This is a genomic window from Serratia sp. CoH_134_PS_4 (assembly GCF_058190535.1).
On the sequence record NZ_JBXWKI010000010.1, the window covers coordinates 1 to 25,062 of the forward strand.

The following is a 25,062-nucleotide window of genomic DNA, read 5'->3' on the forward strand; positions in this document are numbered from 1 at the left end:
GAGGGACTTGAACCCTCACGTCCGTAAGAACACTAACACCTGAAGCTAGCGCGTCTACCAATTCCGCCACCTTCGCATTGATGCTGTGCAATATAAATCATGTGGTTATTTGGTGCGAAGAGAGGGACTTGAACCCTCACGTCCGTAAGGACACTAACACCTGAAGCTAGCGCGTCTACCAATTCCGCCACCTTCGCATACCAGAAACATTACCGGAGTAACGCTACCACGGAGGCGAATTCTAGAGATTTTGGCGGGTACGTCAATAGTTATTTCCCCTGTTTGCTGGTGTTTGCTGGAAATATAGCCATATCACTACTTTTGCCGTGCTCAAACAGCCAAATCAGCCAGTCAATCAACACCCTGACCCGTGGCGCAAGGAAACGACCGGGAGGATACATGATGTAAATGGGCATCGGCGGGGGCGGTGTTTCTGCCAATACTTCCACCAATTCCCCATTTTGCAGCCAGGGCGTCAACGAATAGCGAGAAGCTTGTATGAGCCCCAGGCCGGCGCGACAGCCACTGGTGTAGGCATCTGCGCCACTGACGTTTAGCCGGGTGGGGAGTTCGCGTAATTCCACTTTGCCATTCCGGCAAAATTCCAGCGGATAATTGCGGTTGCTGGCGAGGGAAAAGTAACCCACCGCCTGGTGCGGTTGTAATTGATCAATCGACTGCGGCACGCCGAACGTCGCCAGATAGCCGGGTGACGCACAGGTTAGCTGCGGCATCATGGCTATGCGTCGTGCCACCAGACTGTCGTCCTCGGTTTCCCATGCGCGCAGTACGCAATCCACGCCCTCACGCAGCAAGTCGACGTGGGTGTCATTGGCCCCCAGCGACAGGGTGAGCTCTGGATAGCGCTGATAAAAGTCACCCAACGCGGGAATAACGATTTCGCGAGCCAGCGAATGCGGCATATCGATACGTATGTTGCCGGAAGGCTTCAGTTTATGGTGGCTAAACAGTGTGTCCGCTTCTTCCAATGCCCCTAGCAATTGCACGCAGCGTTGGTAATAAAGCGTGCCTTCGCTGGTCACCTGTACCTGGCGGGTGGTGCGGATCAGCAGGCGTACGCCGAGGCGTTGTTCCAGTCGCTTGAGCACATTACTGACGGTGGCTCGTGGCAATTGCAGACGCTCGGCTGCCCGACTGAAGCTGCCCAACTCGACGATACGGGTAAAAATGCGCATGGCCTGGATCTGATCCATCGGCTTCTCCGTATTGTTAGCGATTTATGAACAGTGATGAGCCATTCGCATTATTTATCTTTGCAGGGTAAACAACCAGACTTTGTTGCGTTATCAATCCACGGTATGAGGGCAACACAATGCAACAACGTCAATTAGGCCCCAATGGCCCGACTGTTTCTGCTCTGGGCTTGGGCTGCATGGGGATGAGTGACTTTTACTCAACCGGCAGCGATCAACAGGAAGCCATCGCCACCTTGCATCGGGCGCTCGAACTGGGCGTCACCCTGCTGGATACCGCCGACATGTACGGCCCACACACGAACGAGCAACTGGTGGGGAAGGCAATCAAGGGCAAGCGGCAGCAGGTGTTTTTAGCGACGAAGTTCGGTATTTTGCGCGATCCCACCGATCCCGCCGCGCGTGGCGTCAGCAGCCGGCCGGAATACATTCGCCGGTCGGTTGAAGGCAGCCTGAAACGACTGGGGGTCGATGAAATAGACCTTTATTACCAGCACCGGGTCGATCCGCAGGTGCCCATTGAGGATGTCGTGGGTACCATGGCGGATCTGATCCGTGAAGGGAAGATCCGCCACATTGGGCTTAGCGAAGCGTCGGTTGCTACGCTTGAGCGTGCGCATAAGGTGCATCCGATTACCGCGTTGCAGACCGAGTATTCGCTATGGACGCGTGATGCCGAGCAAGGCGTATTGGCCGCCTGTGAGCGTCTGGGCATCGGTTTTGTTCCTTACAGTCCGCTGGGGAGAGGTTTCCTGACTGGGGCGATCCAGCGGCCGGAGGACCTGGATGCCGACGATTTCCGCCGTAGCAATCCGCGCTTCCAGGGCGATAACTTTGCCCGCAATCTGGCCCTGGTGGCGAAAGTGACCGAGCTGGCGAAACTGAAAGGCGTGGCACCGTCGCAGTTGGCGTTGGCCTGGGTGTTAGCGCAAGGCAAGCATATTGTGCCGATTCCGGGTACCAAACGGCGTCGTTATCTGGAGGAGAACATGGCGGCAGCGGAACTGACATTGAGCCAGGCGGACCTGGCGGCAATCGAGGCCGTGTTCCCGGTGGAGGCAGTGGCGGGCAATCGCTACAGTGCGGAGTCGATGACGTATATTAACGGTTAAATAAAAAGGGCGCCGCGTATGAACGCGGCGCCCTGATACCCGGGGTTAACGGGCGAAATCCGACTTATTTCTTCTTCTTGGTATCGCGTGGCGCACGGGCTACGGTTGCCTGATAAACCTTGAAGCGGCCGTTTTGTGCCAGCACTTCATGGCTGCCAAAGGTGGCGTCCAGAATGTCCGGGTACGGCAGGAAGGCGTTGGCCACGATGCGCAGGCGGCCACCAATCGGCAGGTGTTTCAATGCGCCGCGGATCAAGGTTTCGGCCGCTGTCAGGCTGGTTTGCAGGCCATCATGGAACGGCGGGTTGGAGATGATCAAATCAAAGCGGCCGGTAATGTCGGAATAGACGTTACTGACGATGACTTCACCTTCAATGCCGTTGGCAGCCAGGGTTGCACGGCTGGATTCAATAGCGGCTGCGTTGACGTCGCTGAGGGTCAGCTTCATCTTTGGTGACATTTTGGACAACACTGACGCCATGACACCGGCACCGCAACCCACGTCCAGCACTTTGCCTTTCATGTGTTTATCCAGAGTAGACAGCAGCAGCGAACTCCCAACGTCCAGGCCGTCACGGCTGAACACGCCCGGCAGTGTTTTCACTTCCAGATCGTGTAATTGATAGCTTTCCCACCAGTCTTCCAGTGCGAATTCGGCCTGCGTATCCAGACGACCGTGATACAGGCCACAGCGGCGAGCGCTGTCGATTTTAACCAGTGTGGTGTTGTCTTCGAGCATCTGGTCCGCGCTGCGAACACCGCTGCGGTTCTCGCCGACGACGAACACATCAGCGCCTACGGGCAGCAATGCCAGAATGTTGCACAACTGGAATTGGGCTTCCTGCTTGCTCTTCGGCCAGTAGTAGATCAGCGTATCGCACTCGGCGACGAACGCGGCATCCACGGTCAGACCGAACTGCACGTTGTCACCCATCGCCCGGTTCAGTAACTGCCAGTGATGGTACTGCTGGGTATGGACACGCACATCCGCGGCCTCGAATTGGGCCGGCAGGGCGTCCTGCAGGTCACCGGCAAACAGAACGCGGCGTTCGATAAACTCATCACTGTGGCGCAGCATAACTTCACTGGCGGGGGTTAATGCAGACATCAGGTTTTGGCTCCTAGAAATTAGACCGGGGATTATAGAGCTTTGTGGCGATATGTTCGACGGGTTTATATACCCGTCATCTTTCAAATCGCAGATGTGTTGGCTGCGCGACCTCACCCCAGTCACTTACTTGAGTAAGCTGCTGGGGATTCACTCGCTTGCCGCCTTCCTGCAATTTGAAAGCTATTGGGTATAAAGAGAACCGTTAAGATGAAAGATGACGGGATGTTGGCGCAGGCCGTGCGGGTTTGTTAGCATAGCGCGGCGCATGGCAGGCATGGCGCACCACAACAGGTAGATCCTGACAGGAATCGGCATGGCATCAAAACGCGACTGGCTGTTACAACAACTGGGTATTACGCAGTGGACATTGCGCCGCCCGGGCGTGTTGCAGGGCGAAGTCGCGGTCAGCCTGCCACCCGAGGTGCGCTTGCTGGTTGTGGCGCAGACCTTGCCTGAGCATAACGATCCGCTGTTTTGCGACGTGCTGCGCAGCCTGGGATTGACCCCGGCGCAAACCTACGGCCTGACGCCGGATCAGGTGGCTATGCTGCCTGAGGACACCGAATGCAACAGTTGGCGGTTGGGCGTTGCGGAGCCACTTGCGGTGGCCGGCGCGCAGCTATATAGCCCGGCATTGGCCGAGCTCTCTCTCGATGCGAGTGCCAAACGCGCACTCTGGCAGCAGATTTGTCATCATGAACACTATTTCTACCCTGAACGCGGCCGATCTGGCCACAGCCTTCAAGATTGAGCAAGCCAGCCACGCCTTTCCCTGGACACAGGCCACCTTTACCAGCAATCAGGGCGACCGCTATCTGAATCTGAAGCTGGAATCCGACGGGCAGATGGCCGGTTTTGCCATTACCCAGATCGTGCTGGATGAAGCTACGCTGTTCAACATTGCCATTCATCCAGACTGGCAACGTCGTGGGTTCGGCCGCCAGCTGCTGGAAGCGCTCATTGCCCAATTGGAAACCCGTGGCGTAGTGACGTTGTGGCTGGAAGTCCGCGCTTCTAACCGTGCTGCCATCGCGTTGTACGAAGATCTCGGCTTCAACGAAGTGACCATCCGCCGGAATTACTACCCAGGCACCCATGGCCGTGAAGATGCGATTGTGATGGCGCTGCCGCTAGGTTAGCGGGTAGCCCGCTTCTAACTTTTCCGCCGGGAAAAGCATTGATTGTCACCGGTTGACAAATCAGCGAAAATACCCGGCTATTATCTTTTATTTACCGCTTTGCCTGGCGCCGCGATCGGCGCGTTCTGATGCTTTCGCAGGGCGGACTAACTGTAGAATCTGAAAAACATGTCTCCTAGTGAATTTGCCCGCGAAGTCTCGAAAAGAAGAACTTTCGCCATCATCTCGCACCCCGATGCCGGTAAAACCACCATTACCGAAAAGGTGTTGTTATTCGGACAGGCGATCCAAACCGCCGGTACGGTAAAAGGCCGCGGTTCAAACCAGCATGCCAAATCCGACTGGATGGAGATGGAAAAACAACGTGGTATTTCCATTACGACCTCGGTGATGCAATTCCCGTATCGCGAATGCTTGGTTAACCTGCTCGATACCCCGGGACACGAAGACTTCTCCGAAGATACTTACCGTACCCTGACCGCTGTCGACTGCTGTTTGATGGTGATTGACGCGGCGAAAGGGGTTGAGGATCGTACCCGTAAACTGATGGAAGTTACCCGTCTGCGCGATACCCCGATCCTGACCTTCATGAACAAACTGGACCGCGATATCCGTGATCCAATGGAAGTCATGGACGAAGTTGAGCGTGAGCTGAAAATCGCCTGCTCACCGATCACCTGGCCTATCGGCTGCGGCAAGCTGTTTAAAGGGGTTTACCACCTGTATAAGGATGAAACCTACCTTTATCAGACCGGTAAAGGCCACACCATTCAAGAAGTGCGCATTGTCAAAGGGTTGGACAACCCGGAACTGGACGCTGCCGTCGGTGAGGATCTGGCTGCGCAGTTGCGCGAAGAGCTGGAACTGGTGCAGGGCGCATCCCACGAGTTTGATCAAGATGCTTTCCTCAGCGGTGATTTGACGCCGGTATTCTTTGGTACCGCACTGGGTAACTTCGGTGTGGACCATATGCTTGACGGTCTGGTTGCCTGGGCCCCTGCGCCGATGCCGCGTCAAAGCAGCACCCGTGAAGTGGTCGCTGCCGAAGAGAAGTTCACCGGTTTTGTCTTTAAGATTCAGGCCAATATGGATCCTAAACACCGTGACCGCGTTGCCTTTATGCGTGTGGTCTCCGGCCGCTATGAAAAAGGCATGAAGCTGCGTCAGGTACGTACCGGTAAAGACGTCGTAATCTCTGATGCACTGACCTTCATGGCGGGCGACCGTTCGCACGTGGAAGAAGCCTATCCTGGCGATATCATTGGGTTGCATAACCACGGCACCATTCAGATTGGCGATACCTTCACCCAGGGTGAAGATATGAAGTTCACCGGTATTCCAAACTTTGCACCGGAACTGTTCCGCCGCATTCGTCTGCGTGATCCGCTGAAGCAAAAACAATTGTTGAAAGGTCTGGTTCAGCTATCTGAAGAAGGGGCTGTACAGGTCTTCCGTCCGATTGCCAACAACGATTTGATCGTTGGCGCGGTGGGTGTGCTGCAGTTCGACGTGGTGGTAGCGCGTCTGAAAAGCGAATACAACGTTGAAGCCTTGTACGAGTCCGTCAACGTGTCGACCGCCCGCTGGGTTGAATGCAGTGACGTGAAGAAGTTTGAAGAATTTAAACGTAAGTGTGAACTTAACCTGGCATTGGACGGCGGAGACAACCTGTCTTACATCGCGCCAACCATGGTTAACCTGAACATCACACAGGAACGTTACCCTGAAGTGGTGTTCCGCAAAACGCGCGAGCACTAACAGAACAGCAGGGCGCCTTAGGGCGCCCTGCTGCTATTGAATTCCCTCTCAGCCTGCTAATTAGTAAATTCCCCTCATCAGTTCATTCTCTCTTGTCATCATCAGCAATTTCCCGGCCTTACCTGCTTTTTTTGTCATATGGTCTATATTTAACAGGGCGCTAACTGTTGGGTAAGCGTAATTCACTGAATTTGCTTATAACTGTAGCGAGTTGTTCGGTACTGTTGCCAATTAGAGACAGTATGATGTGATAAATATCAATAACATAGCGATAACATCGATTTTACGGGCAGAGGTTGTCGTTAATAGACGACAGTTTTTAGTTTGAAAAGTAAGCGGTTTTTGTTTTGTTATTGATTTTAAAGTTAATTTTAAAGTTGGCACAGCCGTTGCAACAGTCCAAATGTGGCAACAATCGTTTTACGTGAATATTTGATCGTATAGAAATTGTGAAGTATTTACTGAATGGGCCGCGTTATGGCGGCTGAAGAATCCGTCACCATTTTGGGTTCACAACCAAAGGAAGAGATCGATGAAAAATACTAAATTTGCACAATCACTGATGGCTGTTGTTTTGGGTTCCGTTCTGGTTAGTGGCAGCGCGCTGGCTGAAGATACGCTGCTCAATAAAGCGTCGAGTGCCGCTGATAGTGCGGGTGCCAAAATCGATAGCTCCATGAAAAAAGTTGACGGCTACATGGATGACAGCGCAACAACGGCTAAAGTTAAAAGTGCGTTGGTGGATGATAAAACCATCACCAGCAGCGATATCTCGGTGAAAACCGAGAAAGGGACCGTCACCCTGAGCGGGTTTGTCGGTAGCCAAGCGCAGGCCGAGCATGCGGTAGAAGTGGCCGGTAAGGTTGAAGGCGTTAAATCCGTCAGCGACAAGCTGCACGTGAAAGATGAAAGCAAGCAATCCATGAAAGCCTATGCCGGTGATACTGCGACCACCAGCGAACTGAAAGCTAAACTGCTGGCCGATGACATCGTGCCTTCGCGTAACGTGAAAGTGGAAACCACCGACGGTGTCGTGCAGCTTTCCGGTGAAGTGAAAAGCCAGGCGCAGTCTGAGCGTGCTGAAAGCATCGCCAAGGCTATCGACGGCGTGAAAAGCGTTAAGAACGACCTGGTCGTTAAACCATAAATTTTTAGAACACGTGACAACAAGCACCAAATCCTGGGTTGGTCGTGAGGTTAACCCAGGATGCACCATCAAAAAAAGAAACTGACCTGTAACCTGAGAGAGCCTGACAAGGGCACAGGCTGCGATGTGTTTTTTCACTATGGTAAGGAGAAGCTTATGTTTCGTTGGGGCATTATCTTTTTAGTCATTGCATTGATTGCTGCGGCGTTGGGTTTTGGGACGCTGGCGGGTACCGCCGCTTGGGCAGCAAAAATCGTCTTCGTCGTTGGGATCATTCTGTTCCTGGTCAGCCTGTTTACCGGCCGCCGACGTCCTTAGCTTCTTAAGACAAAGTGTAACAAAGCTTAATCCGTTTTCTCGCAGTAGGGAGGCCAGTCATGAACAGCGATATCATTCTCGGACGCTGGAAACAGTTGAAGGGCCGGGCCTGCCAAGCATTGGCAGAGTGGTCCGACAATGACTGCATTTGGCTGATGGGAAGCAATGACTGCCTCTCTGGTGTACTGCAAGAGGATTACGGAAGAGAGCAAGACGAGGTATCCTCGGGTAAAACGTCTCACTGAGGATTCAGGGTTGGGATACAGAATACCCATCACGCTCGGCAATATAGAACCGCTGGCGTATAAACCTTACCGGCCCGGTAAAATGGCGTTGGTATGTGAAGGGGGCGGGCAGCGCGGTATTTTTACCGCCGGCGTACTGGACGAGTTTCAGCGTGCCCGCTTTAATCCTTTTGATCTGATGATCGGCACTTCTGCCGGCGCGCAAAATCTCTCGGCTTTTATTTGTGGCCAGATGGGTTACGCCCGGCGAGTGATCACGCGTTATACCACCTCTGCTGAATTCTTCAATCCGCTGCGTTTTGTGCGCGGCGGGCATTTGATTGATCTTGACTGGCTCATCGACACTACGTCGCAACAGCTGCCGCTGGCAATGGACGTGGCGGAAAAGCACCTGATCGATGGCCGTGAACTCCTGATGTGCGCTTGCCGCAGCGATGATTTTGAGCCCACCTACCTGTCGGCACAGCGCGAAAACTGGTTGCCAGCCATCAAGGCATCCAGCGCCATCCCTGGTTTTTACCGGATGGGGGTGGAACTCGATGGCGTGAGCTATCAGGATGGCGGTATCAGTGACGCGATTCCGGTTGAAGAGGCCTATCGCCGCGGCGCAGACACCATTGTGGTGATACGCACCGTGCCGTCACAGATGTACTACACGCCGCAGTGGATGAAGCGCATGGAGCACTGGCTGAGCGAGAGTAGCCTGCAACAGATGGTGCGCATCCTGCAACACCATGAGCAAAGCTATCACCGCATCCAGCAGTTTATTGAGAAACCGCCCGGCAAGCTGCGTATCTTTGAAATTTTCCCACCAAAGCCGTTGGCCAGTAATGCCTTGGGCAGCCGTTTGACGTCACTTAATCAGGACTATCACTTGGGTCGCCGTTGTGGACGTTACTTCCTGGCAACCGTCGGTCACTGGTTGGTTCAACAGGATAAGCTGGATGGCATGAAGGTGAAAAAGGCATTGTCGCGCCGTTTGATCCAACCGGAAAACGTTGTCATGCCTTCACCGATCATTACCGACGTCACACACCCGCGCGATCTTGCGGCACAACCGGAAGCCAAGTTGGCTGCGATGGATATTATCCTGCCGGGCGACGTGCCGCCGGGCGAAGGGGGACAGTTGTGAGTCACGACTTCACCGACACACACTGCCATTTTGATTTTCCGCCGTTTTACGGCCATGAGCCAGAAAGCCTGGCTCTTGCCGAGCAGGCGGGCGTGCGACGGATCATCGTGCCGACGGTGACCGCCGATCGCTTTGCCCGGGTTCTGAAGCTGGCGCGCGAATACCCACCGCTGTTTGCCGCTCTGGGGCTGCATCCGCTGTATATTGCCCAGCATCAGGAGCCTGAACTCGAGCAACTGGCGGCATTCCTGGCAAGTCAACCCCCGAAGCTGGTCGCCGTGGGGGAGATCGGCCTCGATTTGTATATGGAAAACCCGCAGTTTGAACGGCAGCAGCGGGTGTTGGCGGCCCAATTGGCGCTGGCTAAACAATACGATTTGCCGGTGATCCTGCATTCTCGTCGTAGCCACGATCAGTTGGCTGCACTGTTACGCCGTACCCCGGTGCCGCGTTGTGGCGTGGTGCATGGCTTTGCCGGCAGCTTGTCGCAAGCGCAAGCGTTCATTCGTCTGGGGTATTACATCGGCGTCGGGGGCACCATCAGTTATGAGCGGGCGCAGAAAACCCGCAACGTCATGGCCCAACTGCCGCTGACTTCTTTACTGCTGGAAACCGATGCGCCGGATATGCCGCTAGCCGGTTATCAAGGCCAGGCCAACCGCCCTGAGCGTGCCGCAGAGGTATTTAAGGTGTTATGCCAACTGCGTGCTGAATCTCCTGATGATATTGCGGCCCATCTGCAACACAACACTCACACCCTGTTTAAGCTCTGAGATGTAAACCCGTCATAAATGTGATGTCCATCACGTTATAAGATTTTCATTTGCTTCCTGTTGTATACATTTGTGACATAAATCGGTGCGGGTGCGGCTTCGCTCCGTATAATCGCATCCCGAAATCACTCATAAGCAACCCTCGCGGTATTACCGGACAGGGATGCATTTCTTTTTTTCGCAACAGGGATACTTTGCATGCAACTCATCATGAGCCTGGTCGGTATGGCGGCGCTGATCGCCATTGCCGTGCTGCTCTCCAGCAACCGCCGCGCGATTAAATTGCGCACCGTTGTCTGGGCATTTGTTATTCAGGTCGCCATCGGCGCGCTGGTGCTGTATGTCCCGGTTGGCCGAGCCATTCTTGGCGGTATGTCGGCGGGTGTCGCTAACGTCATCGCTTATGGCAACCAAGGGATTTCATTTATCTTTGGCGGCTTGGTTTCCGACAAGATGTTTGAAGTCTTCGGCGGCGGCGGTTTTGTTTTCGCACTGCGCGTGCTGCCGGTAATCGTGTTCTTCTCCTCGCTGATTGCGGTGCTTTATTACCTCGGCATCATGCAACTGGTGATTCGTATTTTGGGGGGTGGTTTGCAAAAACTGCTGGGTACTTCACGTACCGAGTCGCTGTCTGCAACCGCCAACATCTTCGTTGGCCAGACCGAAGCCCCGCTGGTGGTACGTCCCTATATCGCTACCATGACCCAGTCTGAATTGTTCACCGTGATGTGTGGTGGCCTGGCCTCGGTCGCCGGTTCAGTGCTGGCGGGTTACGCCCAGATGGGTGTGCCGCTGGAATACCTGATTGCCGCGTCGTTCATGGCAGCGCCGGGTGGATTGCTGTTTGCCAAGCTGATGGTGCCAGAAACCGAAAAAACCCACGATAAAGACGATGCGATGAAGCTGATCGCCGAAGAGGATCGCCCGGCTAACGTGATCGATGCGGCGGCCTCGGGTGCGGCTTCGGGCATGCAATTGGCGCTGAACGTCGGTGCGATGCTGTTGGCGTTTATCGCATTGATTGCGTTGTTGAACGGTATTCTCGGCGGTATTGGCGGTTGGTTCGACTATCCGCAACTGTCGCTGGAACTGATTCTGGGTTGGGTATTCTCACCGATCGCCTTCCTGATTGGTGTGCCATGGCATGAAGCGATGACTGCCGGTTCGTTTATCGGCCAGAAGATTATCGTGAATGAATTTGTCGCCTACATGAACTTTGGCGCTTACCTGCGTCCAGACGATGTGGTTGCGGCTGACGGGCTGCAGGTGCTGTCTATGCATACCAAGGCCATCATTTCCTTTGCACTGTGCGGCTTCGCCAACCTGTCATCGGTGGCGATCTTGCTGGGTGGTTTGGGCAGCATGGCGCCAAACCGTCGTCACGATATTGCGCGTTTCGGTCTGAAAGCCGTGGCTGCCGGTACGCTCTCCAACTTAATGAGCGCAACCATTGCCGGGTTCTTCTTGGCACTCTAAGCCAGATTCTGTCTTGCCCTGGCGCAACATGCTCTATGGCAGGACTCCGCCTATACTCTAAGACGGGCACAGATGCTGTGCCCGTTGTCTTTGTCCGTTTCTTTAGCGAATTTGTGAACGATATCGCGTTATTTTGTGATGCTCTTCACATATAATTCCGGCCTGTTACAGTGTTATTTCATATAGTGTGACTGTGAGCGCGAATCGCCCCGGGCGATCGTGTTCAAATAGCTATTACTGACCCTGCACGAAACGAAGGGTCATGCGCGGTGAGAAGGATCTCAGTGGCCGCCGTGGGAGCTTTGTTCCCCAGCGCTGTCTTCAAGGAACCAAGTCCGCTCGCCAACATCCAGGTTCTCAGTTGGAGAGTTTTATGACCGAACTAACCGCAGCAGCGCAACGTGCGCTGACCTTAATGGATTTAACCACGCTGAACGATGATGACACCGACGAGAAGGTGATCGCGTTGTGTCGTCAGGCGAACAGCCCGGCAGGCCATACGGCGGCCATCTGTATTTACCCGCGTTTTATCCCTATAGCGCGTAAAACGTTGCGCGAACAGGGGACGCCGGATATCCGCATTGCGACCGTAACCAATTTCCCGCATGGCAACGACGATATCGACATCGCGCTGGCGGAAACCCGTGCGGCTATCGCTTACGGTGCTGATGAAGTGGATGTGGTATTCCCTTATCGCGCGTTGCTCGCCGGCAATGAGCAAGTGGGATTTGAACTGGTAAAACAGTGCAAACAGGTCTGTCAGGCGGCTAATGTCCTGCTGAAAGTGATCATCGAAACCGGTGAGCTAAAGCAGGCGAATCTGATTCGTAAGGCGTCGGAGATTGCCATCAAGGCCGGTGCTGACTTTATCAAAACCTCTACCGGTAAAGTGCCCGTCAACGCGACGCTGGAAAGTGCTGAGCTAATGATGTCGGTGATCCGCGATATGAATGTCGCCAAAACCGTAGGCTTCAAGCCGGCCGGTGGTGTTCGTACGGCGGAAGATGCGCTGCATTATCTGCAACTTGCCGATCGTATTCTGGGTGAAGGCTGGGCCGATGCGCGTCATTTCCGCTTCGGGGCGTCCAGCTTATTAGCCAGCCTGCTGACGACGCTGGGCCACAGTGCCGAGAGGTCCGGTAGCGGTTACTGATCGATTACGTCGGCAACGCGCGATACGGCGCCTGCCTGCACCCTACATTCGCTAAAACAGGGGGATGCCTTGTTCCTGGCACAAGAAATTATTCGTAAGAAACGTGACGGTCAGCCGTTGAGCGAAGCGGAAATCCGCTTTTTCATCAATGGGATCCGTGACAATGTGGTTTCCGAAGGTCAGATCGCCGCGCTGGCGATGACCATTTATTTCCACGATATGACCATGCCGGAGCGCGTGGCGCTCACCATGGCAATGCGTGATTCCGGCACCGTGCTGGACTGGAAAAGTTTGTCGCTGAATGGACCTTTAGTCGACAAGCATTCCACAGGCGGTGTGGGCGATGTGACGTCGCTGATGCTCGGTCCCATGGTCGCCGCATGTGGCGGTTATGTCCCAATGATTTCTGGCCGTGGTTTGGGCCATACCGGTGGGACATTGGACAAGCTGGAGGCCATCCCGGGCTTTAATATTTTCCCGGACGACAATGCCTTCCGTAAGATTATTCAGGACGTAGGCGTTGCGATTATCGGCCAAACCAGCTCGCTGGCACCGGCGGACAAGCGTTTCTACGCGACCCGTGACATTACCGCGACCGTGGATTCTATCCCGCTGATCACCGCGTCTATTCTGGCGAAAAAGCTGGCAGAAGGCCTGGATGCCTTGGTGATGGACGTTAAAGTCGGTTCTGGTGCCTTTATGCCAACTTACGCGTTGTCGGCTGACTTGGCACAGGCGATTGTTGGCGTGGCCAACGGTGCGGGCTGCAAAACCACGGCATTGCTGACAGACATGAACCAGGTACTGGCTTCGAGCGCGGGTAATGCGGTGGAAGTGCGTGAAGCGGTGCGCTTCCTTACCGGTGAATACCGCAACCCACGCCTGTTGGAAGTGACCATGGCGTTGTGTGTGGAGATGTTGCTTTCCGGTGCGCTGGCGAAAGACGACGCCGATGCGCGTGCCAAGCTCCAGGCGGTATTGGACAATGGTAAGGCAGCAGAGGTGTTTGGTCGGATGGTGGCTGCACAACAAGGCCCGACCGATTTCGTTGAGCGTTACGACAGCTATCTGCCTGCGGCAACCCTGAGCAAGCCCGTTTATGCCGAGAAGCAGGGCATTATCAGCGCGATGGATACCCGCGCGCTGGGCATGGCCGTCGTGTCACTGGGCGGTGGCCGTCGTCGTGCGACCGACAGTATTGATTACAGCGTGGGCCTGACTGGCGTGGCACGTCTGGGCGACAAAGTGGATTCTCAGCAGCCGCTGGCGGTGATCCATGCCAACGACGAAGAAACTTGGCAGCAGGCGGCCGAAGCGGTCCGCAGTGCCATGACGCTAAGCGACAAAGCACCGGAAGAGACGCCGGTAGTTTACAAACGCATTTCGGAATAAGTATTACCTTTACAACATTTATAGCGGTAGCCAAACTCGCTGCCGCTATACCCAATGAATTTCAAGGTGCAGGTAGGCGGCAACGGAAGGAATCCCAGGAGCTTGGTAAATCCAGTGACTGGGGTGAGTGAAGGCAACCCACACACCTGCGGTTTGAAAGACGACGGGTATACAGGAGAGCATGATGAAACGCACATTTATTATGGTATTAGACTCATTCGGTATTGGCGCAAGCGAAGATGCTGAGAAATTTGGCGATCAGGGTTCCGATACGCTGGGCCATATTGCCGATGTTTGCGCGCGCGGTGAAGCCAACGTTGGCCGTCAGGGCCCGTTGACACTGCCTAACCTGAGCCGTTTGGGCTTGGGTAAAGCGGCGGAAGAGTCCACTGGCACCTTCCCGCAAGGGCTGGATCGCAATGCGGATATCATTGGTGCCTACGGTTATGCCAGCGAGCTTTCTTCTGGTAAAGATACGCCGTCAGGCCACTGGGAAATCGCCGGTGTGCCGGTCTTGTTCGACTGGGGCTATTTCAGCGACGAGCACAACAGCTTCCCACAAGAACTGCTGGACAAACTGGTTGAACGTGCCAATTTGCCCGGCTATCTCGGCAACTGCCACTCATCTGGCACGGTGATCCTCGACCAACTGGGTGAAGAGCACATGAAAACCGGCAAGCCGATTTTCTACACCTCTGCTGACTCAGTGTTCCAGATTGCCTGCCATGAAGAAACTTTCGGCCTGGACCGTCTGTATGAGCTGTGTGAAATCGCCCGTGAAGAGCTGACGGAAGGCGGTTACAACATCGGCCGCGTGATTGCGCGTCCTTTCCTGGGCGACAAGCCGGGCAACTTCCAGCGTACCGGTAACCGCCATGATCTGGCAGTAGAACCACCTGCCCCTACCGTGCTGAAAAAGCTGGTGGACGAGAAGGGCGGTGAAGTGGTGTCGATCGGTAAAATTGCCGATATCTACGCTAACGTGGGCATCACCAAGAAGGTCAAGGCGACCGGTATCGACGCGTTGTTTGACGCAACCCTGATCGAAATGGAAAAAGCCGGTGACAACACCATTGTGTTCACCAACTTTGTTGATTTTGACTCCTCTTACGGCCACCGCCGTGACGTTGCAGGCTATGCCGCAGCATTGGAGCTGTTCGACCGCCGCCTGCCTGAGCTGTTAAAATTGGTTAAAGATGAAGACATCATTATCTTCACCGCTGACCACGGTTGCGATCCAACTTGGCCGGGCACCGACCATACTCGTGAGCACATTCCGGTATTGGTTTACGGTCCGAAAGTAAAACCAGGCTCATTGGGTCACCGTGAGACCTTCGCCGACATCGGCCAGACGGTCGCCAGCTACTTTGGCGTGTCACCGATGGATTACGGTAAATCCATGCTCTAAGCCCCCTATTTCAAGCTGCAGCGTTATTAGCTTTATGCGTGGGCCCCAGTGACTGACTCAAGTCAGTGGCTGGGGACTCGCCCGCGAGTGAGAACACTGCAGTTTGGCGTTCAATGGTTTGGATGTTTGACGTTTTTATTCAATACGATTTCTAAAGGAAGACAATTATGGCTACGCCGCATATTAATGCTGAAATGGGTGATTTCGCTGACGTAGTACTGATGCCGGGCGATCCGCTGCGTGCAAAATACATCGCGGAAACTTTCCTGGAAGGCGCGGTGGAAGTGAATAACGTGCGCGGTATGCTGGGCTTCACCGGGACTTACAAAGGTCGTAAGATCTCTGTCATGGGCCACGGTATGGGGATCCCATCTTGCTCCATTTATGCGCGTGAACTGATTGCCGAATTCGGCGTGAAGAAAATCATCCGTGTGGGTTCCTGTGGCGCGGTTCGTGACGATGTCAAACTGCGTGACGTGGTGATCGGTATGGGTGCTTGCACTGATTCCAAAGTGAACCGCATGCGTTTCAAGGATCATGACTATGCGGCGATTGCCGATTTTGACATGGTGCGTAACGCAGTAGACGCAGCGGCAGCGCAGGGTATCCCGGCGCGCGTGGGTAACATCTTCTCTGCTGATTTGTTCTACACGCCAGATCCAGACATGTTCCAGGTGATGAAGAAGTACGGCATCCTGGGTGTGGAAATGGAAGCCGCCGGCATCTACGGTGTGGCTGCGGAGATGTACGAAGAGTTCGGTTGTAAAGCACTGACCATTTGTACCGTTTCAGACCACATTCTGCGTCATGAAGCGACCACCGCGGCAGAGCGTCAGACCACCTTTAACGAAATGATCGTTATCGCGCTGGAATCTGTACTGCTGGGTGACAAAGCGTAATAACACTGCGGGCGCGGCACCCTGCCGCGCCTCGGATAAATCTATTCATCCTGCCCCACTTATTATTTGAAAAACTTTACCTTATAGGTAATTAGCGCTATTAATCTATTCATCAATCTATTCACCAATCTATTCAATTATGACTACCCTTGAGCAGGTTCTGCGGAATGGCCCGGCTGCGTCAAAAGTGCTTACCGATGCGTTGGGCATTAGCCAACCAACGTTGTCGCGCCGTATTCGCGACCTGGCGGGCAGGGTATTGGCCGTTGGCAAAGGTCGCGCCACCCGCTATGCATTGTGCCGGGTTGTGGGAGGGGAGTCGTATTTTCCGCTGTATCAGGTGGATGAACTGGGCAAGGTTTCTAAGCTGCTCACACTTTATCCTGTCTATCCGGCGGGCTGCTATGCCGTTCAGCATGAGCAAAATGGCGAGTGGCATCTTTATGACGGTTTGCCTTGGTACCTAAACGATCTGCGACCGATAGGCTTTCTTGGACGAGCCTGGGGGAAAGCCGTCTCGCAAGTACTGCGTTTGCCGGAAGATACGCAGCTCTGGAATGAAGATCAGCGCCTATTGGCGCTTTGCCACTTTGGTGACGACATGAGCGGCAACCTACTGCCCGGCAATGGCAGCTATCAACGCTGGTTGGTAAGGGGTCCAGAGAGCGCTGTACCGGTATTGGATAAAAATACTCGTTACGCGGAACTGGCTAAGCAGGCGTTGGCGGGGGAACTGGTTGGATCGTCTGCCGGTGGCGAGCAACCCAAGTTTATCGCTTATGCTGAACTGAAGGGCGGCCGATGTCGTCATGTGCTGGTTAAGTTCAGTTCGGTTCCGACAAACCCTAATGCTCAGCGTTGGAGCGACTTGCTTATTGCAGAGTCACTGGCGTTGCAGGTCGTGGCGGAGGCGGGGTTGCCTGCGGCACAAAGTGACATCTTGCTGGGTGAAGATCGGCAGTGTTTTCTGGAAATTGAACGGTTCGATCGCATCGGTCCCTTTGGTCGGGTGGCGATGGTTTCGTTGGAAGCATTGGATGCCGAGTTTAGCGGTAGTGGTAATGCCAATTGGGCCACAGCGGCTGAAGGGTTATTGAAACAGGGTGTGATAGATCGCCATACCTGTCAGAGAATGGCTCTGTATTGGGCATTTGGCAGGTTAATTGCCAATAGCGATATGCATCAGGGTAACTTGTCGTTTCTACGCCCCGAACAGCGGCCAGTGGTTTTAGCACCTTTGTATGATATGTTGCCGATGGCATTTGCACCAACCAGCAGCGGTAACATGCGTCATCAAGCGGTGGAGATCCGACTGGGCCATGAGGTCAAGGGTGCTGTTTGGCGGCAGGCCGAATTGATGGCGCTGGAGTTTTGGCAACGTGTGTCACAACATGAACCGATCAGCGAAGCGTTCCGCGATATTGCCAAGCAGATGCTGAAACAGGTTCAGGGGCTGAACGAACACATCCAGCGCATGGCTTAAACTGGCTGTCTGCCGGTTTAAGGCTTCCTCTCTTCTTTCTTATCTTCCGGCTGTTCGTCATCGTCATTTTCCACCGTGTTACCCTCATCCAAGGGGGTATTGGCGGTCAGGAGATACGGTGACTGTTGCCAGCGGCTGCGACGGTGTTGCAGTAAGGTTCGGGCCAGAATAATGCCGATCGCCAACGCCAGCAGGATCATCAGGCGCAGCAGGTTGGTGGTGTTGTCCACCTGTTTGGATTCAGTTGCCAGCACGTGGGTATCGAGCGTGATGCGGATAAAGCCAATCGGGCCGTCTTTGCTCTGAATAGACTCCACCAGTTGGTGGTTGAAGTAACTCCCGGCGCGTTTGCCATCAAGCGACAGGCGATCGCGTATACTTATTTGCTCACCGGCATGGGAAATCAATGTGCCGTCAAGCTGATAGACGCTGGCGTCCAGAATACGGCTGTGATCGGTGAGCTGTTTGAGAATGGCATTGATGCGCTGATTGTCGACATCGCTGTCGTCGTCCATCAGGGGAGCAAGGCTCGATGCGACCTGTTTGGTCAGCGTTTGTGCCAGTTCTTCCACCTGTTCGGATCGCGCCAACTGGTGACTCAGGCTAAAATAGGACGCACCCTGCATCAACAAAACCAGTAAAGCCAGGCAAATCAGGATAATAGCAGTGCGGTGCAGGCGGAATTTCAGTTTAGCGCGAGCCATGCAGGTTCCTTGGGCATCTTGGACACTTTATGTTGCCAGAAGCAATGGCGATAGGATAGCTTGATGCGTCGTTTTATCATGCAGTGTTTTTTCAGGAGTTAAGGATGTCGAATAGTCTGACCTATTGCGATCTCCCGGCAGAGATCTCTCAATGGCCGGGTCTTCCCCTTTCGCTGAGCGGTGACGAAGTGATGCCGCTGGATTATCGGGCGGGTCATACCGGTTGGCTATTATATGGCAGAGAACTGAACAAAACGCGCATCACCGATTTCCAGCGTAAGTTGGGTGCGGCGATGGTGATCGTGACCGCCTGGTGTGTTGAGGATTATCAGGTTGTGCGTCTGGCCGGTACGTTGACGGCGCGCGCCAAGCTGCTGGCGGCAGAGAGCGGGCTGGATGTGGCGCCGCTCGGCAAGATCCCGCATCTGCGCACTCCAGGGTTATTGGTGATGGATATGGATTCGACCGCAATTGAGATTGAATGCATTGACGAGATAGCCAAACTGGCAGGCGTGGGCGAGCAAGTGTCGGAAGTCACCGAGCGTGCGATGCGAGGCGAATTGGACTTTACTGCCAGCCTGCGCCAGCGCGTAGGTGCGCTTAAAGGTGCCGATGCCAATATTCTCAAGCAGGTGCGTGATGAGTTGCCGTTGATGCCTGGATTGATCAGCCTGGTGCGTAAGTTACAGGCAATGGACTGGCATGTGGCGATTGCTTCTGGTGGTTTCACTTATTATGCCGAGTACCTGCGCGACAAACTGAAATTGGTCGCGGTGGCGGCCAATGAGCTGGAAATCCGTGACGGCAAGCTGACCGGTGACGTTTTGGGGCCGATAGTCGACGCGCAGTTCAAAGCGGATACGTTAGTTGCGTTGGCCGAAAAGCTGGGCATCCCAATACAGCAAACTGTCGCCATCGGCGACGGTGCCAACGATTTGAAAATGATGCAGGTTGCCGGATTAGGCATCGCCTATCACGCCAAACCGAAAGTGTATGAGAAGGCGCAGGTGTCGATTCGCCATGCTGACCTTATCGGTGTGCTGTGTGTACTGACCGGCAGCCTGAAACACGAAGTTCGCTAAACCCGTCATACTTGAAGCTGCCTCCGCGTTAGCTGCGTGCGCTCACCCCCAGTCACTTACCTAAGTAAGCTCCTGAGGATTCCCGCACTGGCTGCCTTGATGCAACTCCAATTATCTAGCGTATAAAAAATGATTGAGGTAATACGTGGCAAAAGCAGCAAAACGGGCGTTTGTATGTAATGAGTGTGGGGCTGATTATCCGCGCTGGCAGGGGCAGTGCAGCGCTTGTCACGCCTGGAACAGCATTACAGAAGTGCGCCTGGCTGCCGTGTCTTCTTCTTCTCGCAACGAGCGCCTTAGCGGTTATGCCGGCGATGCTGGCATCAGCAAAGTGCAAAAGTTGTCGGATATCAGTCTCGAAGAGTTGCCGCGTTTCTCTACCGGTTTTCTTGAGTTTGACCGCGTGCTGGGTGGGGGAGTGGTGCCGGGCAGCGCGATCCTGATTGGCGGTAATCCCGGTGCCGGTAAGAGTACGTTGCTATTACAAGTATTATGCAAACTGTCCGAACAAATGAAGACCCTGTACGTTACCGGTGAGGAATCCTTACAACAGGTTGCCATGCGTGCCCACCGTCTCGGTTTGCCGACGGGGGGCCTGAATATGCTGTCGGAAACCAGTATCGAACAGATCTGCCTGATCGCCGAGCAGGAGCAGCCAAAGCTGATGGTGATTGACTCCATCCAGGTGATGCACATGGCGGATATTCAGTCTTCGCCGGGCAGCGTGGCACAGGTGCGTGAAACTGCCGCTTATCTGACGCGCTTTGCCAAAACACGCGGTGTGGCGATAGTGATGGTTGGCCACGTGACCAAAGACGGTTCTCTGGCCGGGCCGAAAGTCTTGGAGCACTGTATCGACTGCTCGGTACTGCTGGACGGCGATGCCGATTCGCGTTTTCGTACCTTGCGCAGCCACAAAAACCGCTTCGGTGCGGTGAATGAACTGGGCGTGTTCGCCATGACCGAACAAGGTCTGCGTGAGGTCAGCAACCCGTCGGCCATCTTCCTGAGCCGGGGTGATGAGGTGACCTCAGGCAGTTCGGTTATGGTGGTCTGGGAGGGCACAAGGCCGTTACTGGTAGAGATCCAGGCGCTGGTCGATCATTCCATGATGTCCAACCCGCGGCGGGTGGCGGTTGGCCTGGAGCAAAACCGCCTGGCTATCTTGCTGGCGGTGTTGCACCGCCACGGTGGCTTGCAGATGTCCGATCAAGACGTCTTTGTTAACGTCGTCGGCGGGGTGAAAGTGAGTGAAACCAGCGCCGACTTGGCGTTGCTGATGTCGCTGGTATCCAGTCTGCGAGATCGACCGCTGCCAAACGATCTGGTGGTGTTTGGTGAGGTCGGTCTTGCGGGAGAAATCCGTCCGGTGCCCAGTGGTCAGGAGCGTATTTCTGAGGCGGCCAAGCATGGCTTCAAACGGGCTATCGTACCGCACGCCAACGTACCGAAAAAACCGCCGGCCAACATGCAGGTGTTCGGCGTGAAGAAGCTGGCGGATGCACTTGACGTGCTGGAACAGTTTTATTAATTGCCACGCGGGGTGAAGATTATGCTATTTTGTTTAGCATACTAAACGGAGGGGCTATGCGGCAATTTGATTACCTGAAGGCGTCGATTAAGCAGAAGAACTGTACCCTGCAACAGGTGGCAGATGCCAGTGGCATGACCAAAGGCTATCTTAGCCAGCTGTTAAACGACAAAATCAAAAGCCCGAGCGCCCAGAAACTGGAAGCGCTACACCGTTATCTGGGTCTGGAGTTTCCGCGTCGTGAGAAAAAGGTCGGTGTGGTGTTTGGTAAATTTTACCCTCTGCATACTGGCCATATTTACCTGATTCAACGTGCCTGCAGCCAGGTAGATGAACTGCACGTGATCCTGTGCCACGACGAACCGCGCGATCGGGAGCTGTTCGACAATAGCTCGATGTCGCAGCAGCCGACGGTCAGCGATCGTCTGCGCTGGCTACTGCAAACCTTCAAGTACCAGAAAAACATCCATATTCATTCATTCGACGAGCAGGGTATTGAACCCTACCCGCACGGCTGGAATGTATGGAGCGACGGGATGAAAGCTTTTCTGGAACAGAAAGCCATCGTGCCGAGTTTTATCTATTCCAGCGAGGCGCAGGACGCCCCGCGTTATCGCGAACATTTGGCGATTGAAACCATCCTGATCGATCCAGAACGTTCATTTATGAATATCAGCGGCAGCCAGATCCGCCAGGATCCGTTCCGCTATTGGGACTATATCCCGACCGAAGTGAAACCCTTCTTTGTCCGCACCGTGGCGATTCTCGGCGGTGAGTCGAGTGGCAAATCGACGTTGGTGAATAAGCTGGCGAACATTTTTAATACCACCAGCGCCTGGGAATATGGCCGCGACTATGTGTTCTCGCACCTGGGTGGTGATGAAATGGCGTTGCAGTATTCTGACTATGACAAGATCGCGTTGGGTCAGGCTCAATACGTTGATTTCGCGGTTAAATATGCCAATAAAGTGGCGTTTATCGATACTGACTTTGTTACCACCCAGGCATTCTGCAAGAAGTACGAAGGCAGGGAGCACCCCTTTGTGCAGGCGCTGATTGATGAGTATCGGTTTGATCTGGTGATACTCTTGGAAAATAACACCCCATGGGTGGCGGACGGCCTGCGGAGCCTCGGCAATCCCAACGATCGCAAAGCCTTCCAGCAGTTGTTGGAGGAGATGCTGCGCGCCAATAATATCGAGTACGTGCACGTAGAATCCAGCGGCTATGACGAGCGTTTCCTGCGCTGTGTCGACTTGGTAAAACAGCTGTTGGCGGCCGACGCCAGCCGTTTGATAGCGGCACCTGAAAATCAGCACGTCATTGGTTGATGTCGCCCAATGTGTGATCACCTGGGCAAAATTAGCCGTTAAACGCTGGATTTCACTGTTGTTTAGTTAAGGTTCATTAATCATTTATTAGGTTAAGCGTTTCGTCGAAACAAATGCCGTAGAGACTATGACGTATCGCTTACTTGCTATCTGGTTACTGTTCTATGCCGCTGCCTGGACACTGCTGACTGTTCACCTCGATCCAACCGTGCCTTACGATGCTGTCGAAGCCGTAAACTGGGGCATCAATGCAGAGTGGGGCTCGCCGAAAAACCCGTGGCTAGTGGGTGTAGCGATGCACCCGGTGATTTGGTTGCCCTGGTTGCCGTTAAATATCTATTGGTATGCGAGCCACTTTGTGGCAATCGCCATAGGTATGCTGGGGGTATGGCTTCTGGCGCGGCACCTGAGTGGCAGCACCCGGCTGGCTTGGTTGGCACTGTTGACGCTGAACCTCTCAGGCATCATTAATTTCGATATTATCCCCTATAACGACAACTATTTGCTGGTGATGCTGTGGCCCTGGATGATGCTGTGCTTTCATCTGGCGATCACCCGTTCCGCTAACTGGTGGCTGGCGTTTGCCGTCACGGCGGGTTTGGCGACGATGGCGAAGTACTCAACCTTTGCATTTGTTTATTTCGCTTTCCTGTCGACGCTGTTTATACCCCATATTCGCCGCTGCTACAGACAGCCTCAGTTTTACCTCGCAGTTGCTGCTTGGCTGGCTATTGTCGTGCCAAACCTGGTTTGGCTGTGGCAGCATGACTTTGCCGCATTCAAGTGGGTCGACTCGCAAGTCAAAATGCAGTTAAACCTGGATATGCTGCAATCGCTGCTGTTGGTGTTTTATCCGTCATTGTTCCTGTGGCTGATTTTGCGACGTGCGGGAGTGGTGCTGGCCTGGCCTGACGATCCTTCGATGCGGGTGCTGTTAGGCATCTATCTGTTGCCGCTGGGCATTATTACTTTCTGGTTTTCCTTCAATGTGGGGGGCCGATTGACTGAGTGGCTGCAACCTTTCTTTGTGTTGGCTCCCGCGTTGTTGGTGGGTTGTGTAAAACAACCGCCTCACCGTTCGTTGCGCAGTGCTGTCGTGGGGATGATGTGCGCAGCGCTGGTGATTTATTTGGGTTATGCCGCCATCATGGTCGGCAACGTGCGTAATGCCGGGCAAAAGATGGTGGGGATCAAGGCGTTCAGTGCTGGAGTTGAACAGCGTTGGTTGCAACATTACGGAATGGAATTAAATTATGTCGGTGGCGCTTATTTATCACAATGGATGACGGTGTATGCCGCTTCGCGCCCGGAGACGATTACGCGTTGGTCCAATCATGAGCGGCCGAACATTTATAACGCCCATGTCAGTTATGCGCAGATTGCGCAGCACGGGGCCGTGCTGTTTGGTCACTTGGGGGAGTCCTGTGAGCAAACGGATTTCGATGGCGCTCTGGCCAGTTGGCCCAAGATACGCATTGACGTGCAGCAAAGCCTGCCGTTCCAAGCCGATCCTAAAGCTGCGCCGCAACCGGTGTGCATTGCTTTTGTGCGGCCGGAAAAGGCGCGTGACGCCATAACGCCACGCGCTTTGCCTCATCAGTAAACAATCACCAATTTGCCCTGCATATGGCCGTCGCGCAGTTTTTCATGCGCGGCGGTCAGGTTGTCTACCGTCAACCCATGCAGCGTCTCACTCAGGGTGGTGCTTAACTTCCCTTCGTCGAGCAGCTGCGCGACGTGCTTGAGGATCTCACCTTGCTGGGCAATGTCCGGCGTGTTGAACATGCTGCGGGTAAACATTAATTCCCAGTGCAGTGCCGCACTTTTCAACTTCAGGGCGCTCTGGTCCAGCGGTTGCGCATTTTCTACGATGGTGCAGATGTGGCCCATCGGCGCGATCAAGTCAGACATTGCTTTCCAGTGACCGTCGGTGTCGTTCAGGCAAAGAATATAATCCACGTTCTCAATGCCTTGCTGTGCAAGGTTGCCTTTCAGATCGTGATAATCAACGATCAGATCGGCGCCGCGCTCCAGGCACCAGGCTGCTGATTCCGGGCGTGAGGCGGTTGCAATCACCTTCACCTGGCTGCGCTGTGCGGCAAAGGGGATCGCCAGCGAACCCACGCCACCGGCACCGCCAATAATCAACAGGGTTTTCCCTGCTGCCGCGTCCTGAATTTTCAGGTGTTCGAACAAAGCCTCCCAGGCGGTCAGGGCAGTCAGCGGCATGGCGGCGGACTCTGCCCAGTTCAGGCTGCGCGGCTTGTGGGCCGTGATACGAGAGTCAATCAACTGAAGGGTGCTGTTGCTGCCTGGACGAGTGATATCGCCGGCGTACCAGACCTCGTCGCCGGGTTTGAAGCCGCTGACGCTGCTGCCCACGTCAACCACGATACCGCTGGCATCCCAGCCGAGGATGCGCGGCTGTTGCAGGCCACTTTTTTGCAGGCCAGCGTGGACCTTGGTGTCCACCGGATTGACCGACACCGCTTTAACGTCCACCAACAGATCGTATTGACCGGGAGTGGGCTTTTCCGGGGTGATCTCAATGAAGGCTGCGGGGTTTTTTGGGTCTACGGCAATGGCTTTAATCGGCATGACTGTGCTCCTTTCGAATGAATAGCCACAGTGTAGACCTCTTGATGGGGAGTGAT

At 54.4% G+C, this 25,062-nt stretch carries 23 protein-coding genes and 1 tRNA gene; 19 read left to right on the forward strand and 5 right to left on the reverse strand.

Translation table 11 applies throughout. The features are described from left to right. Positions 1 to 110: 110 nt before the first annotated feature. Positions 111 to 197, reverse strand: a tRNA-Leu gene (locus tag AC2FCQ_RS16115). A gap of 72 nt (positions 198 to 269) precedes the next feature. Further along, the gene (locus tag AC2FCQ_RS16120; protein ID WP_265555824.1) at positions 270 to 1,214 is read right to left on the reverse strand and encodes a LysR family transcriptional regulator; all 945 of its coding nucleotides are present in this window, start codon (positions 1,212 to 1,214) and stop codon (positions 270 to 272) included. A gap of 119 nt (positions 1,215 to 1,333) precedes the next feature. Here AC2FCQ_RS16120 and AC2FCQ_RS16125 point away from each other — a divergent pair, with 119 nt between their 5' ends. Next, positions 1,334 to 2,326 carry an aldo/keto reductase gene (locus AC2FCQ_RS16125; protein ID WP_265555823.1) on the forward strand — a complete coding sequence of 331 codons (993 nt, stop codon included), beginning with the start codon at positions 1,334 to 1,336 and terminating at the stop codon, positions 2,324 to 2,326. A 64-nt stretch (positions 2,327 to 2,390) separates the two neighbouring features. Here the strand turns inward: AC2FCQ_RS16125 and rsmC are convergent, their stop codons facing one another. After that, positions 2,391 to 3,434, reverse strand: coding sequence for a 16S rRNA (guanine(1207)-N(2))-methyltransferase RsmC (gene rsmC / locus AC2FCQ_RS16130; protein WP_209634898.1), 1,044 nt, complete (start codon positions 3,432 to 3,434; stop codon positions 2,391 to 2,393). A 316-nt stretch (positions 3,435 to 3,750) separates the two neighbouring features. Here rsmC and AC2FCQ_RS16135 point away from each other — a divergent pair, with 316 nt between their 5' ends. The 14 genes from AC2FCQ_RS16135 to yjjJ all read left to right on the forward strand — a co-directional run bounded on the left by AC2FCQ_RS16135 (position 3,751) and on the right by yjjJ (position 17,760). Further along, positions 3,751 to 4,188: a DNA polymerase III subunit psi gene (locus tag AC2FCQ_RS16135; RefSeq protein ID WP_037424156.1), complete on the forward strand. Its 438-nt coding sequence runs from the start codon at positions 3,751 to 3,753 to the stop codon at positions 4,186 to 4,188. Next, positions 4,133 to 4,576, forward strand: a complete 444-nt coding sequence (gene rimI / locus AC2FCQ_RS16140) for a ribosomal protein S18-alanine N-acetyltransferase (RefSeq protein WP_209634904.1) — start codon at positions 4,133 to 4,135, stop codon at positions 4,574 to 4,576. Before AC2FCQ_RS16135 ends, rimI begins: the two co-directional genes overlap by 56 nt. A 168-nt stretch (positions 4,577 to 4,744) precedes the next feature. Further along, positions 4,745 to 6,334: a peptide chain release factor 3 gene (gene prfC, locus AC2FCQ_RS16145; RefSeq protein WP_209634908.1), complete on the forward strand. Its 1,590-nt coding sequence runs from the start codon at positions 4,745 to 4,747 to the stop codon at positions 6,332 to 6,334. A gap of 532 nt (positions 6,335 to 6,866) precedes the next feature. After that, positions 6,867 to 7,481: a molecular chaperone OsmY gene (gene osmY, locus AC2FCQ_RS16150; RefSeq protein WP_209634911.1), complete on the forward strand. Its 615-nt coding sequence runs from the start codon at positions 6,867 to 6,869 to the stop codon at positions 7,479 to 7,481. A 156-nt stretch (positions 7,482 to 7,637) separates the two neighbouring features. Beyond that, positions 7,638 to 7,799, forward strand: coding sequence for a DUF1328 domain-containing protein (locus AC2FCQ_RS16155; protein WP_004955572.1), 162 nt, complete (start codon positions 7,638 to 7,640; stop codon positions 7,797 to 7,799). A 59-nt stretch (positions 7,800 to 7,858) separates the two neighbouring features. Further along, complete coding sequence (locus AC2FCQ_RS16160; protein ID WP_209634914.1) at positions 7,859 to 8,044, forward strand: CsbD family protein; 186 nt, start codon at positions 7,859 to 7,861, stop codon at positions 8,042 to 8,044. A 10-nt stretch (positions 8,045 to 8,054) separates the two neighbouring features. Further along, positions 8,055 to 9,176: a patatin-like phospholipase family protein gene (locus AC2FCQ_RS16165; protein WP_209634917.1), complete on the forward strand. Its 1,122-nt coding sequence runs from the start codon at positions 8,055 to 8,057 to the stop codon at positions 9,174 to 9,176. Further along, positions 9,173 to 9,949, forward strand: a complete 777-nt coding sequence (locus tag AC2FCQ_RS16170; RefSeq protein WP_209634921.1) for a TatD family hydrolase — start codon at positions 9,173 to 9,175, stop codon at positions 9,947 to 9,949. The genes AC2FCQ_RS16165 and AC2FCQ_RS16170 overlap by 4 nt, the downstream gene beginning before the upstream one ends. Positions 9,950 to 10,159: 210 nt before the next feature. After that, entirely contained in the window at positions 10,160 to 11,425 is a 1,266-nt protein-coding gene (locus AC2FCQ_RS16175; RefSeq protein ID WP_209635291.1) for a NupC/NupG family nucleoside CNT transporter, read from the forward strand. 373 nt (positions 11,426 to 11,798) lie between these two features. Next, positions 11,799 to 12,578 carry a deoxyribose-phosphate aldolase gene (gene deoC / locus AC2FCQ_RS16180; RefSeq protein WP_490308649.1) on the forward strand — a complete coding sequence of 260 codons (780 nt, stop codon included), beginning with the start codon at positions 11,799 to 11,801 and terminating at the stop codon, positions 12,576 to 12,578. Between the two features lie 69 nt (positions 12,579 to 12,647). Next, on the forward strand, positions 12,648 to 13,970 hold the full coding sequence (gene deoA, locus AC2FCQ_RS16185; protein ID WP_490308648.1) for a thymidine phosphorylase: 1,323 nt from the start codon (positions 12,648 to 12,650) through the stop codon (positions 13,968 to 13,970). Between the two features lie 184 nt (positions 13,971 to 14,154). Then, the gene (gene deoB, locus AC2FCQ_RS16190; protein WP_209634929.1) at positions 14,155 to 15,378 is read left to right on the forward strand and encodes a phosphopentomutase; all 1,224 of its coding nucleotides are present in this window, start codon (positions 14,155 to 14,157) and stop codon (positions 15,376 to 15,378) included. Between the two features lie 167 nt (positions 15,379 to 15,545). Then, the gene (gene deoD, locus AC2FCQ_RS16195) at positions 15,546 to 16,277 is read left to right on the forward strand and encodes a purine-nucleoside phosphorylase (RefSeq protein ID WP_061807400.1); all 732 of its coding nucleotides are present in this window, start codon (positions 15,546 to 15,548) and stop codon (positions 16,275 to 16,277) included. A gap of 139 nt (positions 16,278 to 16,416) precedes the next feature. Further along, entirely contained in the window at positions 16,417 to 17,760 is a 1,344-nt protein-coding gene (yjjJ, locus tag AC2FCQ_RS16200) for a type II toxin-antitoxin system HipA family toxin YjjJ (protein ID WP_404760386.1), read from the forward strand. A gap of 17 nt (positions 17,761 to 17,777) precedes the next feature. On the opposite strand, the gene AC2FCQ_RS16205 is transcribed toward yjjJ, so the two are convergent. Then, entirely contained in the window at positions 17,778 to 18,464 is a 687-nt protein-coding gene (locus AC2FCQ_RS16205; protein WP_490308647.1) for a YtjB family periplasmic protein, read from the reverse strand. Positions 18,465 to 18,568: 104 nt separating this feature from the next. Between AC2FCQ_RS16205 and serB the strand changes: the two genes are divergently transcribed. From serB to AC2FCQ_RS16225, 4 genes are all read left to right on the forward strand, one after another. Then, entirely contained in the window at positions 18,569 to 19,546 is a 978-nt protein-coding gene (gene serB, locus AC2FCQ_RS16210; RefSeq protein ID WP_209634935.1) for a phosphoserine phosphatase, read from the forward strand. A gap of 145 nt (positions 19,547 to 19,691) precedes the next feature. Then, positions 19,692 to 21,077 (forward strand): DNA repair protein RadA, encoded by a 1,386-nt coding sequence (gene radA / locus AC2FCQ_RS16215; RefSeq protein ID WP_020825123.1) that lies wholly within the window; start codon positions 19,692 to 19,694, stop codon positions 21,075 to 21,077. A gap of 56 nt (positions 21,078 to 21,133) precedes the next feature. Then, a complete protein-coding gene (gene nadR, locus AC2FCQ_RS16220) occupies positions 21,134 to 22,408 on the forward strand; it encodes a multifunctional transcriptional regulator/nicotinamide-nucleotide adenylyltransferase/ribosylnicotinamide kinase NadR (RefSeq protein WP_209634937.1) in 1,275 nt (424 codons plus the stop codon). Positions 22,409 to 22,535: 127 nt separating this feature from the next. Then, positions 22,536 to 24,011: a glycosyltransferase family 39 protein gene (locus tag AC2FCQ_RS16225; protein WP_490308646.1), complete on the forward strand. Its 1,476-nt coding sequence runs from the start codon at positions 22,536 to 22,538 to the stop codon at positions 24,009 to 24,011. Here AC2FCQ_RS16225 and AC2FCQ_RS16230 read toward each other — a convergent pair. Then, on the reverse strand, positions 24,005 to 25,006 hold the full coding sequence (locus AC2FCQ_RS16230) for a zinc-binding alcohol dehydrogenase family protein (RefSeq protein ID WP_404760388.1): 1,002 nt from the start codon (positions 25,004 to 25,006) through the stop codon (positions 24,005 to 24,007). The genes AC2FCQ_RS16225 and AC2FCQ_RS16230 overlap by 7 nt on opposite strands. Positions 25,007 to 25,062: the final 56 nt, after the last annotated feature.